The organism is Nostoc sp. ChiQUE01b, from assembly GCF_034531255.1.
In the GTDB taxonomy this organism is placed as follows: Bacteria; Cyanobacteriota; Cyanobacteriia; order Cyanobacteriales; family Nostocaceae; genus Nostoc.
In genome coordinates, this window is record NZ_JAVRBM010000044.1 from 13,368 (window position 1) to 29,588 (window position 16,221).

At 41.4% G+C, this 16,221-nt stretch carries 19 protein-coding genes; 5 read left to right on the forward strand and 14 right to left on the reverse strand.

Annotated elements, in window-relative coordinates:
• Positions 1–32 precede the first annotated feature (32 nt).
• The gene (locus RMY63_RS25015) at positions 33–665 is read left to right on the forward strand and encodes a hypothetical protein (protein WP_322731299.1); all 633 of its coding nucleotides are present in this window, start codon (positions 33–35) and stop codon (positions 663–665) included.
• Positions 666–712: 47 nt separating this feature from the next.
• On the opposite strand, the gene RMY63_RS25020 is transcribed toward RMY63_RS25015, so the two are convergent.
• Together RMY63_RS25020 and RMY63_RS25025 are read right to left on the reverse strand one after the other, a co-directional pair.
• Positions 713–1,915, reverse strand: a complete 1,203-nt coding sequence (locus RMY63_RS25020; RefSeq protein WP_322731300.1) for an alpha/beta hydrolase — start codon at positions 1,913–1,915, stop codon at positions 713–715.
• A gap of 339 nt (positions 1,916–2,254) precedes the next feature.
• Positions 2,255–3,250: a folate-binding protein gene (locus tag RMY63_RS25025; RefSeq protein WP_322731301.1), complete on the reverse strand. Its 996-nt coding sequence runs from the start codon at positions 3,248–3,250 to the stop codon at positions 2,255–2,257.
• Between the two features lie 136 nt (positions 3,251–3,386).
• Here RMY63_RS25025 and RMY63_RS25030 point away from each other — a divergent pair, with 136 nt between their 5' ends.
• Complete coding sequence (locus RMY63_RS25030; protein ID WP_322731302.1) at positions 3,387–3,593, forward strand: type II toxin-antitoxin system HicB family antitoxin; 207 nt, start codon at positions 3,387–3,389, stop codon at positions 3,591–3,593.
• A 134-nt stretch (positions 3,594–3,727) separates the two neighbouring features.
• Complete coding sequence (locus RMY63_RS25035) at positions 3,728–3,964, forward strand: type II toxin-antitoxin system HicA family toxin (RefSeq protein WP_322731354.1); 237 nt, start codon at positions 3,728–3,730, stop codon at positions 3,962–3,964.
• A gap of 67 nt (positions 3,965–4,031) precedes the next feature.
• Here the strand turns inward: RMY63_RS25035 and RMY63_RS41900 are convergent, their stop codons facing one another.
• From RMY63_RS41900 to RMY63_RS25060, 6 genes are all read right to left on the reverse strand, one after another.
• Positions 4,032–4,118, reverse strand: a complete 87-nt coding sequence (locus RMY63_RS41900) for a type II toxin-antitoxin system YoeB family toxin (RefSeq protein WP_335052085.1) — start codon at positions 4,116–4,118, stop codon at positions 4,032–4,034.
• The gene (locus RMY63_RS25040) at positions 4,088–4,360 is read right to left on the reverse strand and encodes a type II toxin-antitoxin system YoeB family toxin (protein WP_322731303.1); all 273 of its coding nucleotides are present in this window, start codon (positions 4,358–4,360) and stop codon (positions 4,088–4,090) included. The genes RMY63_RS41900 and RMY63_RS25040 overlap by 31 nt, the downstream gene beginning before the upstream one ends.
• 9 nt (positions 4,361–4,369) lie before the next feature.
• Positions 4,370–4,657 carry a type II toxin-antitoxin system Phd/YefM family antitoxin gene (locus RMY63_RS25045; RefSeq protein WP_322731304.1) on the reverse strand — a complete coding sequence of 96 codons (288 nt, stop codon included), beginning with the start codon at positions 4,655–4,657 and terminating at the stop codon, positions 4,370–4,372.
• A gap of 43 nt (positions 4,658–4,700) precedes the next feature.
• On the reverse strand, positions 4,701–4,997 hold the full coding sequence (locus tag RMY63_RS25050) for a hypothetical protein (protein WP_322731305.1): 297 nt from the start codon (positions 4,995–4,997) through the stop codon (positions 4,701–4,703).
• Positions 4,998–5,046: 49 nt separating this feature from the next.
• Positions 5,047–5,277, reverse strand: a complete 231-nt coding sequence (locus RMY63_RS25055; protein ID WP_322731306.1) for a BrnT family toxin — start codon at positions 5,275–5,277, stop codon at positions 5,047–5,049.
• A gap of 498 nt (positions 5,278–5,775) precedes the next feature.
• Entirely contained in the window at positions 5,776–6,264 is a 489-nt protein-coding gene (locus tag RMY63_RS25060) for a hypothetical protein (RefSeq protein ID WP_322731307.1), read from the reverse strand.
• A gap of 163 nt (positions 6,265–6,427) precedes the next feature.
• Between RMY63_RS25060 and RMY63_RS25065 the strand changes: the two genes are divergently transcribed.
• Positions 6,428–8,356, forward strand: coding sequence for a serine/threonine protein kinase (locus RMY63_RS25065; RefSeq protein ID WP_322731308.1), 1,929 nt, complete (start codon positions 6,428–6,430; stop codon positions 8,354–8,356).
• Between the two features lie 130 nt (positions 8,357–8,486).
• Here RMY63_RS25065 and RMY63_RS25070 read toward each other — a convergent pair whose 3' ends face one another.
• The 5 genes from RMY63_RS25070 to ndhL form a co-directional block, all read right to left on the reverse strand.
• The gene (locus tag RMY63_RS25070; RefSeq protein ID WP_322731309.1) at positions 8,487–9,191 is read right to left on the reverse strand and encodes a hypothetical protein; all 705 of its coding nucleotides are present in this window, start codon (positions 9,189–9,191) and stop codon (positions 8,487–8,489) included.
• A 441-nt stretch (positions 9,192–9,632) separates the two neighbouring features.
• Positions 9,633–10,301, reverse strand: coding sequence for a heterocyst differentiation related protein (locus tag RMY63_RS25075; protein WP_322731310.1), 669 nt, complete (start codon positions 10,299–10,301; stop codon positions 9,633–9,635).
• 236 nt (positions 10,302–10,537) lie between these two features.
• On the reverse strand, positions 10,538–11,365 hold the full coding sequence (gene trpA, locus RMY63_RS25080; protein ID WP_322731311.1) for a tryptophan synthase subunit alpha: 828 nt from the start codon (positions 11,363–11,365) through the stop codon (positions 10,538–10,540).
• Between the two features lie 108 nt (positions 11,366–11,473).
• Positions 11,474–11,785: a DUF3007 family protein gene (locus RMY63_RS25085; RefSeq protein ID WP_292742943.1), complete on the reverse strand. Its 312-nt coding sequence runs from the start codon at positions 11,783–11,785 to the stop codon at positions 11,474–11,476.
• Positions 11,786–11,809: 24 nt separating this feature from the next.
• Positions 11,810–12,022, reverse strand: coding sequence for an NAD(P)H-quinone oxidoreductase subunit L (gene ndhL, locus RMY63_RS25090; RefSeq protein ID WP_322731312.1), 213 nt, complete (start codon positions 12,020–12,022; stop codon positions 11,810–11,812).
• Between the two features lie 1,922 nt (positions 12,023–13,944).
• Between ndhL and RMY63_RS25095 the strand changes: the two genes are divergently transcribed.
• Positions 13,945–15,267, forward strand: a complete 1,323-nt coding sequence (locus tag RMY63_RS25095; RefSeq protein ID WP_322731313.1) for a hypothetical protein — start codon at positions 13,945–13,947, stop codon at positions 15,265–15,267.
• A 12-nt stretch (positions 15,268–15,279) separates the two neighbouring features.
• Here RMY63_RS25095 and RMY63_RS25100 read toward each other — a convergent pair whose 3' ends face one another.
• Positions 15,280–16,200 (reverse strand): lysylphosphatidylglycerol synthase domain-containing protein, encoded by a 921-nt coding sequence (locus RMY63_RS25100; protein WP_322731314.1) that lies wholly within the window; start codon positions 16,198–16,200, stop codon positions 15,280–15,282.
• Positions 16,201–16,221: the final 21 nt, after the last annotated feature.

The window sequence follows — 16,221 nt, forward strand, 5'->3', positions numbered from 1 at the left end:
TAGGGGAATAACCCCTCAATTGCTATGAACTTATGACTCCAGATGAGATTGAAGTAGCTATGTTCGCAGCCTTTAATAGTTGTGATGCCGCAAGCTGTCCTCTCACTGACACGCAGAAACAGATATTACTGCAAATGGTCGAGCAAATTCAGGGAAATTCTACCTCTGGGATGTCAAATATTGCTAATCCTTTAGACGAACTTACCCCAGAGGAGTTAGAAGCATTTTTACAATTTGTTAAGGATGAAGAACAACGCAACCGCACTTGGAAAGTGCAATTACTCAACGACTGGTTGCTGGAAAAGGACTCTGGAACGGTACAGTTTATTCGCCAACGCTATGGTTTACAGTGGTTGAATCGTGTTGAGTCATATCATTTTGATAAGTATTCTTATTTTGAAGATGCACTGAAGTTAAGAGTAGGCGATCGCATTGAAGTTTCCAATGCACTCTGGGAATGGGTGCAGGAGGATGGGCCTTGTAAACGGGAATGGTTTCCCTGTATGGTGATTAAGGTTGAGGAAATTAGCGATGTCTACGACGGGCTACGCCTACACGATGATTCCTCTACTAATTGCGTCGTCCGCTTCTTTAACGGTGCTGAGTATGAGATTCAAGGAATGTATGAATGGAATCGCTATAATTGGCGCTGGCCTCAAAAGTAGTAGGGGATGTGAGTTTTTAATACTTGTGAATGAGTCTGTTAATAAAATCATTGCCTGAACAACGCCCAAGCCAAAAACCTCTCAGTATAATACAACGCTAATTGATTGCTCACACCGTTGAAAACAGCATCAAAAGCGTGTTCTGCCCAAGGAATTTCGAGAAAAACCGCAGTGTTGCCAGAGTTATGTAAACGTTCATACATCTGTCTGCCAAATCGGGCTTCCACCAAATGGTCACGACTGCCGTAAATTAATAAAGTTGAGGGTAAAGGGTGCGTTAGGTAATTTATCGGTGAAGCAATTTGATACCGATAAGGCAATTCTTCTAAAGAACCACCAAGAAATGCTTTTAAAACAGCGCGAGAATTTATAGGATCAGGATTTGGTGGTGTTTTGTATCCTTCAGTTAAGTTAACAGGCCCGTAATAGTTCACCACAGCGCGAATGGGTGGTTCATCGGGTTGATAAGCCGCTAGCATTGCTAGATGTGCCCCCGCAGAACGTCCTAAAAGTACCATACGTTCTGAATCGGCTTCATATTCAGCTGCATGTTTGCGAATAAAATTCAAGGCTGTACGTACATCATCTAACTGAGATGGAAACCGATATTGAGGTGCGTGTCGATAGTCGATCGCAAATACCGTATATCCATGATTAGCAATATATTGATTAAACTCAGAATTGGCATTAGTATTCCCATATTGCCAAGCTCCACCATAAATTACTACCACTGTTGGATATTTCCCTACCTCTGGGGGTTGGTAAACTTCCATTTTTAAAGGCACTCCTCCAGGAGAAGCAAAGAGAATATCTTTTTGATGACGTGTTTTACCTAATGCAATACCCCGAAAGAAGTTAACTAAGTCAAAGGGATAGATTTGCATCTTAGCCTTTACTTGGACTGGAATTTGCTCTAGATAATTTGCTCCCAACCCTTGTTTCATCGCTTTAGCCATCTGCATTTGAGTTGGTGGGATATTCACTAGCACCCATCCACAAATTAGCAATCCGATGAAACTGAAAATGTAAACTAAACGTTGTAGCTGACCGCGACGGATATAGAATAAAGACAGCAATAAAAAGAGCAAATTTAATAATAATAACCAAGGACTGATTTCTGGCGCTCCTACTGCTAGCGTGAGTAAAAACATATTTGGAGCCGGAAGAATAATCCAAGCACTAAGAAATAGACTTGCAAAACTGAGTAATAATGCAAGCAATGATAAAAATATTTTGGGTTTAACAAACATAGATTAAAATGCGGTATTAATGACTTCAAAAAAGTACAATTTATCCGCTAATGCTCAGATTGGCAATAGTTATACAGCATAATTCAGAATGGGCTATGCCTCGCTGCGCTAACAGAATTCAGGAGTCAGAGGTATAGATGATTGGTTTTTCAAGACGCGATAAATCGTGTCTATACATCTGGGTTTTTGGTATATCAAATGTATTACATTTAGTGAGAAAGAGAAAGAGATTTTGATTTTAACAAAGTTTGGGGGTTTAAGTCCCCTGTCTCTATAGACACTTTTGTTTTGTGTCGGGGTTAAATCCCCGTTACAAAACGTAATTGCGAATTGGTTTAATTACGGGTATTCGTGAGAAACAAAGGGAATTTCTACTATTTCACCCTCAGTTTCTCCCACTTTGACTTTTAATCCTACACCACCAGCTTTGGTGCGAATGTAACCTAGTCCAAAGTAACCATCAGCAGTTTGGGTATAACTAGTAAGTTTGCCGACCTTTTCATCTCCAACTGCGATCGCACTTCCAACTTCCACAGGGGCACTGAGGCGAACACCAAGCAGGTGTTGTTTTACACCTTTATATGTATTTAACCGAGCAATAGTTTCTTGCCCAATATAGCAACCTTTAGTAAAAGAAATTGTTTGCCACAAGCCAACTTCTAGAGGATTGTAATCATCTGTGAGTTCTGCATCTGGGGCGGGGCGACCTTGTAAGATTCGTAATGCATTCCAGGCGCGATCGCTCATCTCTACCGCCCCAGCTTCTAACAGTTTGTTCCACACTGTTTCTTTGTCAGTATAGGGGAAAGTGAAGGTGTATCCGGGCGCAGCTAACCCGCTACCTACAGCAATCCGCACTCCTTCAGCTGGAGCGATCGTGTATACTTGGTGACTACCATAAGGTTGGCCGATCAGTTCGCCAATACCTAACTTTTCTAAAACAGCGTCGCTTCCTGGGCCAATCAGGCTGAAGGTGTTGGTGTATTGGGTAATATCAGATAATTCCACCTTATCTGCATAGAAAATATATTTATCCAGCCATTCCATCAAAAACTGGCGACGGTTAGGTGAAACCAACAGGATTACCGCATCTTCTCTAACGTAAGCGGTTACTAAATCAATTGTTCTGGCTGTGGAAGTGACAAAAACCGTATCACAACCTTGTCCTGGCTTGAGTATTTGGAAATTGTTAGTACTTTGGTTGTGTAAGAAGTTGAGGCGATCGTCGCCAGCTACTTTGATCCTTCCCCAGGCGGTGCGATCGCATATCGCAACCCCAACTCTGGCGGCTTGGATAGCTGCTGCGTCTTTATCGTCAAGTGTAGATGTTGGCATAGCGATCAGAAGTTGCCTTGTTTGAATGTTGTCGCACTGGAAATCTTAGCAAATAAGCGTTTGCGGCTTCAATGCACCTTTGGTTTTCTTCTAGCGTATAATCAAATCAAAAGAAAGTGCCGAACAATAAAAACTTATGAAACGAACTTTTACTGCAAGTGTATGGCAGGAAGGTAACTGGTTTGTGGCACAGTGCTTGCAGATTGATATTGCTAGCCAGGGCGAGACTGAAACTGAGGCATTGGCTAATCTTGAAGAAGCTTTGTCACTACATTTTGAACCACCAGTAGCTACTGTTCTTCCTCAAATTAAGACACTTCAAGTAGAAATAGATGCCGCTTAAACCAATTCGCAATTCGCAATGACGCTCTCTACGAGACGCTGCGCGAACGCGGACTCGCTAACGCAATTCGCAATTACGTTTTGTGACGGGGATTTTACCCCGACACAAAACGTGCTGCCTGTAGAGGCAGGGGAATTAAACCCCAAAAAAACTTTCTTAAACCATTACCTTATCGTGAGGTTAAGCGTAGATTAGAGGCAGCAGGCTTTGAGGAAGTTAGCCAAAAGGGTAGTCACGTAAAGTTTGTCAAATCTACCGAAGAAGGAACCCGTACTGCGATCGCGCCTCGTCATCGAGAAATTACTATTGGTACGCTGGGCAGTATTTTACGACAAGCTGGGATAAGTATAGAAGAGTTTGAGGTTTTGTAAGGGCGCTTAGGGGTGAAAAGGGTGAGGTTATCGCTCTTTTTCAAAATTACATTATTTAATTATGAAATTAGCGATCGCTATAATGGTATCGTGCCTGAATAAACTCGATTCGGTTATCACTTACTACGTAAACAATCCGGTCAGTTTGAGTGATTCGGCGCGACCATCATTTGCATCATAGTATCTCAATCTTTCAGGATTGCCTGTACCTTCAAAGGGATTCCGCCTAATCTCTTCAACTAAAGATAAGACGCGGAGTGCAGTTTTTCTATTTGTCTCTACCCAGTAGGTAAGGTCTTCCAGAAATCTCCGGTCAAAAACGAGGTTGCGTTCTAAATTATCACCTTGAGAAACTTCAGATTGGGGAAGTGCTTCTGGTTCTAAATTATCCGACATTGAATTTATTTACTCTTCTTCGTAGAGCGAGAACTCTTTACGCAACTCGTCTATAGTTTGGGGCATATTAGTCTTAGCCTTAACACGTTGTAAAGCATCAAAAAGACGTGCTGCATTCTCAGGTGATTGGAATAAATATGCTGTCTCTATGATGCTATTAAGTTCCGCAGTAGGTATAACGGATACACTTTCTGCACCTTCACGATTAATAACTACAGGTTCACGAGTGCTAATTGCCTCTTCGTAAATTTTTTCAAAATTATTGCAAGCTTCGGTGTAGTTTGTTTTATTAGACATTTTTTGTTCCTTAATTTATCTGTTAATTTTTGCTGGCTATTAACTAAAGAGTTGCTTCAGCTTGAATTTCTTGAATGATGCTTAAAATTTCTTCTTTCGATTCGATGTGCCTTGCTAGAACTTGAGCAGTTGATTCAAGTACCCGCTCAGAAAATAATTTAGCTAAATCTTGCCGTAAACTCTGCCCAATGTAAAACTTGAGTAATGCTTCAAGTGTCATATCTCGATTAGCTGCAACTTTTTTGAGCGATTCTAATGCCTCTGTTGGTATTTTTATTGATACTGTTTCTGTAGTACGGGGTTTTAAGTGTAGTTCGAGTTCTTCATCATGCTTGTTCATATAACTTTCTTTCTGTGGTAGTAGCTGGACGGGCGGAAATTATGCGTGTTCACCTACTGCGTTCTAGATAAACTACGAGCAATAAGCGTTGAGAAAGAGAATAGCCTAAGATGAAATCACGCTGTTGATTATTAGCAGTAGCATCACCCACTTGATAAAAGGGGTCAAAGAATACCTCTGTAGCTTCTTCAAATTTAACACCATGTTTTTTGAGGTTGATTTGTGCTTTATTTTCATCCCATTCAAATTCAACACCTTGTAGACGATAAACAATATCCATCTATCAATTTTGCTTTTAGATTAAGCGCTCCCCGTAATATTTTATCAAGATTATATTTATTAACCTTGTTAAAAAGGTATATCAATATCATCTGATATATCGTATAATTTCATATTGAGTAAAATTTCCTCAAAGTACATAATAAAATCTTGCAAATTTCTCTCGAATCTATAAGAGTCTAGATTAGGACTTACGCACGAGTTACGGAATAACGAACCGCAGAGGCGCAGAGGACACGGAGAAATCAGAGTTTAAGAGATATTTTGCGTAAGTCCTATAAATAATCAAATCACATTCGATCAATTAGAAATACCAGGGATGGAAGAATTTATTGCTAAATTGAAAACACAGTCAGAATCTAACAACTCAATTGACTACAGCCGCATGATTGAAGATTTTGCTGCTTGAAGAAAAAGCAGGCGCAGCCCGCCGTAGGCATCGCCTTACCTCATAAGCCCACGCAAGTGGGTTTTGTTCGTGTATCCTGTTTTCAGGGTTTCAACTCTCTGGCAATTTAGCAAACGCCTCCTCAACTAACTCCTTTGACTTAGCATCCAAACGCAGCCAATCCACTTCACCGAATTCATCGATTAAACTAGTATCAATATCAGCAGCTTCGTTCTCTGGGATGTATTCAAGAAAACACACCTGATAACACAGTTCCCACAAATCGATACTCGCTTCTTGCTGTTGACGCTGCAAACGTAGATGATATCCTGGATGGGGCATCGGCAGACGAGCCAGAGTTCCTCTGATTTCATCTGCTTCTTGGGGTGTTGCAGTTTCCATTGCTTGCAACAGTTCAGTCACCAATGCTTTGATTTCATCAGTGGTGCTAGGCGGCCAAATCAGGACATCATGGTAAGTTCCTGTCCAGGAAGATTCATCAAGCTGCTTGCGGATATTGTCGATAACGCGAATGAAAGCAGGTTGCATGAGGATTTCAGCCTGCTGCCATGCAACTGGATTTGTTATTTTAGGTGGCATTGGTAATAAACAGGGGCACTAAAAGAAAAATAAACAGTCTGCGTATATTAAAAAGCTGCGTTTTTAATCTAAATCTTTTCTCAAGATAGCGGATTTCATTGAAGAAAATTTGGAGATATTTATTACCAGCTGGAAAATTAGGTAATAACTCTGGGGAGGGAATATGATAGGCAAGCTACTAGACCATCGTTACCAAGTAATTCAAGTCCTCGCGATGGGAGGATTTGGTCAAACCTACATTGCCCAAGATACGAGGCGGCCAGGCAACCCCATCTGCGTTGTCAAGCACCTCAAACCTGGAACTGACCCCAGAGTTTTTGATACTGCTAAACGCCTGTTCAACAGCGAAGCCGAAACCTTAGAAAAATTGGGCAACCATGACCAAATACCCAGGCTGCTAGCGTACTTTGACGAAAACCAAGAATTCTATCTAGTACAAGAATATATTGAAGGACATACCCTAGCTGAGGAACTTATACCTGGTAAGCGCTGGAGTGAAAGCCAGGTAGTTCAACTGTTGCAGGAAATTCTAGAGATTCTCGAATTTGTTCATCGCCAAGGCGTGATTCACCGCGACATCAAACCGGATAATATTATCCGCCGTGCCTCAGATAATAAGTTAGTTTTAGTTGATTTTGGAGCGGTGAAACAACTGCGTACACAACTGATAACAGTGGGCGGACAACCCTCTGCCACAGTGGTTATCGGCACTCCTGGCTATATGCCCACAGAACAAGGGCAAGGTAAACCTCGTCCTAACAGCGATATCTATTCCCTTGGGATCATCGCTATTCAAGCATTAACAGGATTACAGCCAACAGAATTGCAAGAAGACCCAGAAACGGGGGAAATTATCTGGCGGCATTCAGTAACCGTGAACCATCGACTAGCGGCAGTGTTGTCCAAGATGGTGCGTTATCACTTCAAAGACCGCTACCAAAATGCTACGGAAGCACTGCAAGCATGTAAAGACGCGATTAATCCAGTACCTGCACTTTCCACACCTCAAGAAGCTGCCAAAAATTCCAGTTACCAAGCAGCCAAATCCCAGCCTCAAGTATCTCGGCTGCAAACTATTGCAGTTGCACCAGCAAATCCTGTCCCTGCTAAACCTGCGCGTAAAAACTCTGGTAAATCCGACCCCTGGCCGATATTAATTGGTATATTACTGGCAGGTGGTGCGGCTGCCTTGGTAGCAAATGTATATCCAAATGTGAAAAATTTAGCTTTAAATCTTACAGGTAAGGATACCGCTTTAGCAAACAAATGCTCGGCTGTTGTTGTCGGAAATTCTAATATCCGTTCTGAACCTAGTTCGATAAATTCTAATAATATTGTGCAAACTGTTGCTAATAACACCAATTTCGAGGTGACTGGCAAGCGGACAAAACGAGGTTGGATAGAAGTTAAGCTGAAATCTGGTAGTTTGGCTTGGGCACACCCGGCTGTGATAGACAATAAAGATGAATGGGCTTCTTGCCTACGCGAAAAGGGTATTGCAACTAAGGTTGTAGATGATAGTAGCTTGATTGCGACTCGAACAATTCCACCACAAAAACCAAAATCTAGGGATGTAGTAAGTCCATTACCAGAAAAGCCGAAGGGGTCAACTGACAATGCTGGTAAATCAGAACGATCGCAGCCTAATGATAACAGTGCCAATATTATCGAACAAGCTAGACAGAAGTATGATTCAGGAGATATAGTCGGAGCGATCGCACTTTTGAGATCAGTTCCGGCAAATGCTGCTTCTGGTATTCAAGAGACGGGCAAAATGATTGCCCAGTGGCAGGAAGATTGGGCTAAGGCGGAGGCGTTATCTAATGAGATCAACAAAGCAATAGATGATGGTAAATGGGATAAAGTTTTAGATTATAGAAACCATCCAGAAAAGTTGCCTAATACTCAATATTGGCGAAATAGAATCGAACCATTATTTAAACAAGCAGCCGAAAATCTGGCAAAACAGGCATTACCTCAACTAGAAAGTCAAGGTAATCAGAAGAGTACCCAACAGAAACTTCCTCATATTAACCAACCTGTCACTACAGAGAGTCCTAATGCTACAGAAACTCCAAAAGGCAGTTTATAATATCAAGGTTGATTAACCATCCTGTTTAAGCATCTATTAATAATGAATAATAAATAATTTTATTAGCTTTATTTATTACCAATAGACACGAAAACAAGGAAACTGTGGAAGCTATACTAACGTTGTTAGTTTACACTTTCGCTCTGACTTTATACTGCTGTTTGGACTTCAGTAGTGAACTAACACCTAAAGCGCCAAACGCTAATAAACCTAATCCAGAAGCAGGTTCAGGTATGGTTCGTCCCTGAGATATTGCCCCAGTCACGTTGTCCAATCCAAAACCTTCTCCTCCTGAATCGTCAATTCGTGACACGAAAGTAACTTTGCGAATGTCTTCTACAGGATTAGTGACAAACCCAAAAAAGCCATTGTTGACTGTTACTGGAATCGTGTCCAAAACTCCACCCATATCCAACACAAGGTCTAAATTCAGTCCTTCTCGATCATTTGCAGCAAAGAAATCTGCTCCCCATCCAAAAACTGGAGTATTTAAAGTTAAGTCTACTTTGGTAGCCCCAAAATCAGTGAATACTGAGGCATTATTTGTACCATTATTGTCATTGTACTGGAAAGGCGACACCTCAATCAAGTTGCGGAATAAAGGATTATTGCCGACTTGCAGGAGTGTGAATTCTCCAACGTCAACAGGGGTGGTTCGGAATTCTGTATCAGAAGTAAAACTTTCAAAATCTTCATTAAATGTGCTGCTTCCTGATACAGCAGTGTTCCAATCAGTACGTGAAGTGAAAATTGTAATCGCCTTTGCCTGTTGCGTGTCAACGCTTAACAAAGCAAGAATTGCTGTTATAGTAGCAGCCAGATGTAACCTTTTCATACAAACTAAGTGTTGTTACTAACATAGATTTCCTTCGATATATTAGTAACTTTTGCAACATTTATATCTAGTCTTCATGCAAACCATAAAAATTTACCAAAAATTCATCCCAGCTTTAAGATTGACAATTTTCCTATCCCTCTGAACTTCAAACGACTGTTTTTGAATAGACCTCTTGCATAAATCAAAAATAAAGAACCCCACCCCGCATTTGAGTAAAGCAAACGCTCTCCTAAGAGCTTGCTCTTAGGGGTTGGGGGTGGGGTGTTAGGGACTTTTGCAAGAGGTCTAATGATTATTTACGTAAAAGCAAAACATCTAGGTGATAATTTAACAGTGCTACCTGTATATTTTTCACCTAAATGCTTTTGTCCAACATTTTTTACTTACACTTACCCACAATTGTAGTAGTTGTTACTTCTACTAACAAATATTTCCCTATTATTGCATTTCGTCGTATTCTGGGGCTTCAACTCGTCTTGCTTCCATCCGCGAAGCAGGCAGAAACTCAGCACGACGAACTGGAACCAAGGGCGGCGTAGTATTTCCTTGGTAAGGGTGAATCACTTGTACAGTACGGGCTGGACGCTGCCGTGGTGAGAATAAAGCTAATACCCCAGCGACAACAACACCACCACCAATAGTGAGAGTTGCGCCTCCCACAGCCCAAAGCACGGGTGAAGACCACCAAGTATTTTGCGGTTGGAATGTTGCTGCTGTTTTTTGTTGGTTATTCTGCTGGGCTAATTGCCACTGCTGCTGAGTATTGAAATTTTGGACTTGGCCCTGGAGTTGTTGATTTTGCACCTTTAGCTGTTCATTGTCGTTTTTTAAACGTTCCAGCTGCATCTGCGTGTTCAGCTTCTCCATCTCTAGGCGCTGGTCAGGATTGGTAGCAGTCGGTGGCTGAACCTGATTGGGATACATTGGTTGCCCATAAGGCCCGTAAGGATACATTTGTGGCTGCATTCCTTGGGGTGCGACTACACCTGGGATTTGCGGAGCAACAGCGAAGTTAGGTTGTAGAGGGGTATTTGTTCCTTTGAGCAATACGAGAGCCGCCAGCCCAGCTACGGCAACCCCGCCGATAAATGCCATACTCTCACTCATCGCCTTTGCTCCTCGATCGCGACGTAACTATAATCATTTTTGACGGACTCACTCTCACACTCATAAATTATGCCTACTTGATTTCACATAATACTCAAACTATAAGCGACTGTATCAGCTAGTTTTTTTACATCATCATATCTGATGTTAATATTCAAGACCATAATGGTCAAATTGTCTACCAAGTAAGGCTAGAAAAACTACACTGTTATACTTTTTTAATCTACTTTCTCCGTCTAATCAAGGGGAGTATTTGTGCTGGTGTTGGTGGTCTTGATGGCTGCCTTGAGACTTTGGCAAAATTCGGCGATCGCCGAAAGTCCCTGCTCTGGTGTACCTTGGGCTAACCGTTTCACAAAAGCACTGCCCACGATCGCCGCATCTGCGCCCCATTCCTTTACCTGACGGGCTTGTGCGGCTTCAGAAATCCCAAAACCTACACCGATGGGTTTCTCAGTAACACCACGAATTTGTTTAAGTAAATCAGACACACGGTTTTCCAGTTGCGATCGCACCCCTGTTACCCCTGTGACGCTGACTAAATAAATAAATCCTTGGGAATCACGAGCGATCGCTTCTATCCGTTGGGCAGAACTGGTGGGAGCTACCAACAAGATTACGTCAATTCCCATCTCACTAGCTGCTTTGAGCAAGCCTGCTGCTTCCTCTAAGGGCAAATCAGGTATTACCAATCCTGCGACCCCAGCAGCAGCAATTTGCTGAAGAAATTTTTCAATCCCCCGGTGCAAAATTGAGTTGTAATAGATCAACAGGACAAGGGGCGATCGCAATTTGGGAGTAATCCCTTGCAGCATTTCTAGCACCTGCTCTAACTTCGTACCCCTTTGCAAAGCGCGGGTAGCAGCAGCTTGAATGACTGGCCCATCAGCCAGAGGATCGGAATAGGGTATACCCACTTCTATAATGTCGGCTCCACTACGATCTAGAACGTGCAAGGCTTTTGCTGTTGTTTCTAAATCTGGATCGCCAGCAGTGATAAACGGAATCAGAGCGCACTCACCATTGTGCCCAAGGGTTTCAAAGCAATCAGAAATTGCACTCATTTTAGTCAGTGGTCAGTGGTCATTGGTCATTAGTCATTGGTCATTAGTCATTAGTAAAGGACAAATGACTAATGACAAAGGACAAATAACAACTGACCAATGATAACTTTACACCTGAGATTGCTCTTCTTGTTCTATTTCGGTTTGAATTCGTGCTAGTTCTTCGGGAGTAAGCTCGTCTAGCCGCTTTTGCAGAAAGTCTTGCTCGTACTGTTCTCGCTGTTGGTGGTAGGTCATTTTTTGTCCCACCGCACGGAAAAAATAGGTGGCTAACCAACCAACTAACCCACTGACTAGTAAAACTTGGCTCCATATACCAGCTTTCTGATTATCTAAACCAACTAGCTGCAATCCCAAGTATGCCAAGCCGCCGGCAATAAAAACACCTAAGCCAATTCCAATAGCGTCAATCCGTCGCATGAGAGTTATGACCTACCAATCTCGTTAAACTTGAATTTGTCGCCGTTGGGGTCGAAAATTTGCAAACGGCGATAGAACCAACAAACCTGGAAAGAAGAAAAACACCAAAAAGTACATCAACAAACGCTCGATGGAGCTAGCTACATACCAACGCTGCTTCAGGTACAGCAAGACAGCAATGGGGATTACTAGAAGGTAAGCTCCAGCTAAAATCAGATACAGCAGGGCGACAATCATAACTTTATTTGTCTAAGCATCTGTTTTCCATCATAGGCTGAAGAGACAGACTCAGAGAAGTATAGTCATAATGCTTTCAACTTGAAGAATTCAGAAATGAGAATTCAGGAGCAAAGCCGGAGACGCTCCGCCTCCGGTCAGAACTTTCGTCGTGGGGGATTCAGACCCGCCACTACGAAAGTTGACCACGCTTATCGAACGCAAGTGCGTCTCGTAGACAGGACTTACGCAAGATGTGACCGAAAACCTTATTCTTGCGTAGCGATAGTTCATGAATTACCGCTACTTTCGTTATCTTTTGCGTAAGTCCTGGTAGAGAAGATTTAGTGGAGGTCTTAAACGCCGTTTATTCAGACACGACGCTCGAATACTCGCTCTAAGCGAAGCTATGCCGAAGGCGTTGCCTCTCGTTCGCGTTAGCGTCTCTGAAAGAGAAGAGAAGGCTTTACGCTGCGCTATCCGCTCTTTCGTTCAGAATTCAATTCTGAATCCTGGCGACTGACTCCTGAATTCTGTTTTGATAACTGCGCCAGAATTCCTCGAAACCGCTAACAAGCAGGCAAAAGCGCAGCTTTGGCGGGCTGGAGTACTTTTACTGTGGGCGATTCAACAGATTTCATGACAAAAGCTAATATCATGCTATTATGTGAATCCACTAGCAAACAAATGCTCTAGTCAGACAAAATCGAAAACTCATCCAGATTAATTACCAGAAAACCAAGAAGACTTGCAATTCTCTGAAGCGATCGCACAATCTGGAAAAAATATTTTTCAATCTAGTTGGACAAAAGACACAATTGATGGTGGAATAGATAAGAAGGTATTGCTACCTCTAAAAAATAACTAGTTACACTAGTTGCCAAACACCTTTGGGGGTGTGGCGGAATGGTAGACGCTACGGACTTAAATAATTGAGCCTTGAAGGAGAAATCCCTCAAGTGGAAGCTCTCAAACTCAGGGAAACCTAAATCTGGTAACAGACATGGCAATCCTGAGCCAAGCCGAAAAAGTCCTGAGTGCTGATTAGTGAGTGACGAGTAAACTAAAAACTCATAACTTCTAACTCATAGCTCATAACTATTCGGAAGGTGCAGAGACCCGACGGGAGCTACCCTAACGTAAAGTCGAGGGTAAAGGGAGAGTCCAATTCTCAAAACTTGAAGCGGCTGTTGCCATCAAGTAGCAGTGAAAATTGCGGGAGAATGAAAATCCGTTGACCGTAAAAGGTCGTGTGGGTTCAAGTCCCTCCACCCCCACTAAAAATTTAACAAAACAGAATTCAGGAGTCAGGAGCCAGAATTCAGAATTGAATTCTGTGCGACTGTTGAGGCAGCGTGGTCTTCTCCCAAAGGGAGAGGCTAGCGCCAAGGGGCTTTCCCCCATGAGCAACTGCCGTTAGCGCAGCGTAAAGCCTTCGGCATGGCTTCGCTTAGAGCGAGCCTGCGTACTCTTACAGAGAAGCAAGCTACGCGCAGCGTCTCGTAGAGAGCGTCACCCAAAGGGCGGATGAATAAATGGTGAAACACCACACCAAATTGAAAATTTGGTGGTCAACAAGAAAGTGGCGGGTCTGAATCCCCCACTTTCTTGTTCTGAATTCTGAATTCTGAATTCTGCATTCTTCTTCAAAATACCGAAAGGCTTCGATAGAAGGTATGGGCGGGTTATATCTAATCTATAGATAAACTCGCCCATATCCATATATGATATGTATAGTCTTTTCGAGTTATAAATAAGTAATTTCACTGAACTATTTGATGAAGAATTAAACAATTTATCTTTAATACTTTATTTATAGTCCTAGTTAATCAAATTTATGTAAAAAGATGACTGAATTTCTGAAGAATAGATTGATGCTCCTGTTCACCAAGGTTAAGCTGATAATAATATGAACAGGAAGCCTTTTTGTCCTGATAAGTGAAATGACAGCTAATCGTTTATCAATTAGTCAGGAAAATCCCGATTGTGTTACGTCTAACTCTAGACAATTAAATGTGCAAACTGCCCAAGAGGAGGTTTATAGCTTATTTGTGGAAATTGTCAATAAATTGCCACCAGAGGATGTCTTACGAGAATTCAAAGGTTTATTTATAGACGGTCTTGATTCTGAAGATTCCGATTATATACCTGGAATATATAGTGTTTTTTTAGATGATAACGAGGAGGAATTATACAATACAATTAAGCGGTGTTGCTACATCATAGTTAATAATTGGAAAACTAACCGAAAAGACAAATATATCCAAGACTTAGTTAATTTATTTGTTAATGAAAATCTGAAAATCAAAGACAATAATCCTCCAGTAGTAAAAACTTGTAAAATCTGGTTAGAGAAGTTTGTCAACAGCAAAGATTACAAGGATTTGAAATTATTTGCTACTAAATATGAAGAATCATCTAAAGGTCATTGGGCTAACCGCTACACTTCCTATTTATTGATTGATCAATCTGTTAATAATAAGAACCCTAAAGAGCAACAAGAGGCTGCTAGAAGGCTTTCTAAACAGATAAGAGACAAATTTAAGTTTGAACTAGCAATGTATATTGCTCGTTCTCAATCTGCTGTCTCAAGCACAACACGCTATAAAAATCCCAGTATTTTGGGAGACCAAGCTCTGCACTTAATAAAAGCAATTGTCTTAAAGAGAGGCGTATTTAGTCATGATAATATTGCCCATATATTTATCAAGCAAACTGAAAAGCAAACTCTGAAAGAATTTAAAATCAGCCTAGAAAAATATCTATTTTTTTCTGTAGAAAATCAACAATCAGTCGAGACTTGGCGGCAGCAGTTTGCACATAGTTTATCCTTATGGAAGACAGATTATAATCAAGAAATTATCACTAAAGAATTTTTCTTAAGAACTTGTAATCGAGTGATTGATTACTTGACAACAGAAAATGCTAAAGAGCCTTCACAATTATTTATCTTATTCATTAACCAAGGTCATGCTCTCACCTTAGTAATTATATTATTAAAGATTATTTTGATTTGTAAAAATTCTCGGAGACATTTAGAAACCCGGATTGCTCATTTGATTCGTTTTTACGAAAAATATTCGGAAGAAGAATGCAAAGGAGTCATAAATTTTATCGAGATTTTTAATATCACGTTCGCCATTTATGCAGAAAATGTAGAATATAACTTGATTAAGATAGAAGAAGAACAACAAAGCAGTAATCAGCAATTAAATCTGGATAGTTATCGGGTGTTTTCACAGATGAAAGTAGATAGACAAAAATGAGTTTTGCCTGATTCATGATTTTGCAAGGCGTTCATCTAAGCAAGCGAGAGCAGCACCCGCAGTTTCAGCTAGAATACTAATGAGGCGATATAGAGCGATCGCACTAAATACTAAGGCAGCTGGAAAGTGGTATCGTAAAAGTTCATATGCAGTCGCTTCAAACACACCTAACCCACCAGGCGCACCCGGTATAACAAATCCCAACAACCAAGCGCAACTAAAAGCCCCGAATAACAAAGGAATTTGATTCGCATTCAACGAACCCAAGGCAAACATAGTTAATATAAACCCAGTGGCGCGTAGTCCCATAAAGCCCACTTCTCCTAACAAAGGACGTAAAGGGTAGCTTATAAGACTGAAGGGAACAGTTGATTGAGTGGTAGCAGCAGACTTTTTTGCTTTTAATTTATACAAAAAACGAATAACGGGGTTCAAACACCACGGATGAATCGCACCAAGGACTACAGCTAAACTCAGAAATTGTAGTATTTGTATAACAACGGTAGTATTAGCTGCTGCAAATTGGTTACTGCATAAGACAATGATGATTAAAGCAGCCGCTAGCATGAGTAGCGGTTCCAGCAAAACGCTTAAGGTGGCTGCACCAGTAGGAATATTGGCATTTTTAGCAGCGACAATTCGCCCGTAGTGATGCCAGATATTACCTGGTAAATACTTTGCGATGTTCGTTTTTAGGTAAACTTGGATGAATTGAGGAGATGATACAGGTTGATTTAACTCTTGCAGAATCCAAGTCCAGATCCAGCCTGCCCAAGTATGAGCTAGTAAAGTTACCCCTGTAGCGATCGCCATAATTGCCCATCCTACATCATCAATGCGGATAGCAGTTACCTCAATCCAATTATCCTTTAGAGCTTTCCCTAAAAAAAACAGCGTTCCCCCCAAAATTATCCAGCGTAGAAATTGCTTCATGAATTTAGTCATTTAACGATG

What these genes read in the sequence shown, in the direction of transcription:
- RMY63_RS25055 (WP_322731306.1), bottom strand. Translation starts at nt 5,277, where the DNA reads ATGGATATTGTTTATCGTCTACAAGGTGTTGAATTTGAATGGGATGAA.
- RMY63_RS25015 (WP_322731299.1), top strand. Translation starts at nt 33, where the DNA reads ATGACTCCAGATGAGATTGAAGTAGCTATGTTCGCAGCCTTTAATAGT.
- RMY63_RS25020 (WP_322731300.1), bottom strand. Translation starts at nt 1,915, where the DNA reads ATGTTTGTTAAACCCAAAATATTTTTATCATTGCTTGCATTATTACTC.
- ndhL (WP_322731312.1), bottom strand. Translation starts at nt 12,022, where the DNA reads ATGATTGTCGCCCTGCTGTATCTGATTTTAGCTGGAGCTTACCTTCTA.
- trpA (WP_322731311.1), bottom strand. Translation starts at nt 11,365, where the DNA reads ATGAGTGCAATTTCTGATTGCTTTGAAACCCTTGGGCACAATGGTGAG.
- RMY63_RS25045 (WP_322731304.1), bottom strand. Translation starts at nt 4,657, where the DNA reads ATGTCTAATAAAACAAACTACACCGAAGCTTGCAATAATTTTGAAAAA.
- RMY63_RS25085 (WP_292742943.1), bottom strand. Translation starts at nt 11,785, where the DNA reads ATGCGACGGATTGACGCTATTGGAATTGGCTTAGGTGTTTTTATTGCC.
- RMY63_RS25030 (WP_322731302.1), top strand. Translation starts at nt 3,387, where the DNA reads ATGAAACGAACTTTTACTGCAAGTGTATGGCAGGAAGGTAACTGGTTT.
- RMY63_RS25070 (WP_322731309.1), bottom strand. Translation starts at nt 9,191, where the DNA reads ATGAAAAGGTTACATCTGGCTGCTACTATAACAGCAATTCTTGCTTTG.
- RMY63_RS25065 (WP_322731308.1), top strand. Translation starts at nt 6,428, where the DNA reads ATGATAGGCAAGCTACTAGACCATCGTTACCAAGTAATTCAAGTCCTC.
- RMY63_RS25050 (WP_322731305.1), bottom strand. Translation starts at nt 4,997, where the DNA reads ATGAACAAGCATGATGAAGAACTCGAACTACACTTAAAACCCCGTACT.
- RMY63_RS25040 (WP_322731303.1), bottom strand. Translation starts at nt 4,360, where the DNA reads ATGTCGGATAATTTAGAACCAGAAGCACTTCCCCAATCTGAAGTTTCT.
- RMY63_RS25075 (WP_322731310.1), bottom strand. Translation starts at nt 10,301, where the DNA reads ATGAGTGAGAGTATGGCATTTATCGGCGGGGTTGCCGTAGCTGGGCTG.
- RMY63_RS25060 (WP_322731307.1), bottom strand. Translation starts at nt 6,264, where the DNA reads ATGCCACCTAAAATAACAAATCCAGTTGCATGGCAGCAGGCTGAAATC.
- RMY63_RS25095 (WP_322731313.1), top strand. Translation starts at nt 13,945, where the DNA reads ATGACAGCTAATCGTTTATCAATTAGTCAGGAAAATCCCGATTGTGTT.
- RMY63_RS25025 (WP_322731301.1), bottom strand. Translation starts at nt 3,250, where the DNA reads ATGCCAACATCTACACTTGACGATAAAGACGCAGCAGCTATCCAAGCC.
- RMY63_RS25100 (WP_322731314.1), bottom strand. Translation starts at nt 16,200, where the DNA reads ATGAAGCAATTTCTACGCTGGATAATTTTGGGGGGAACGCTGTTTTTT.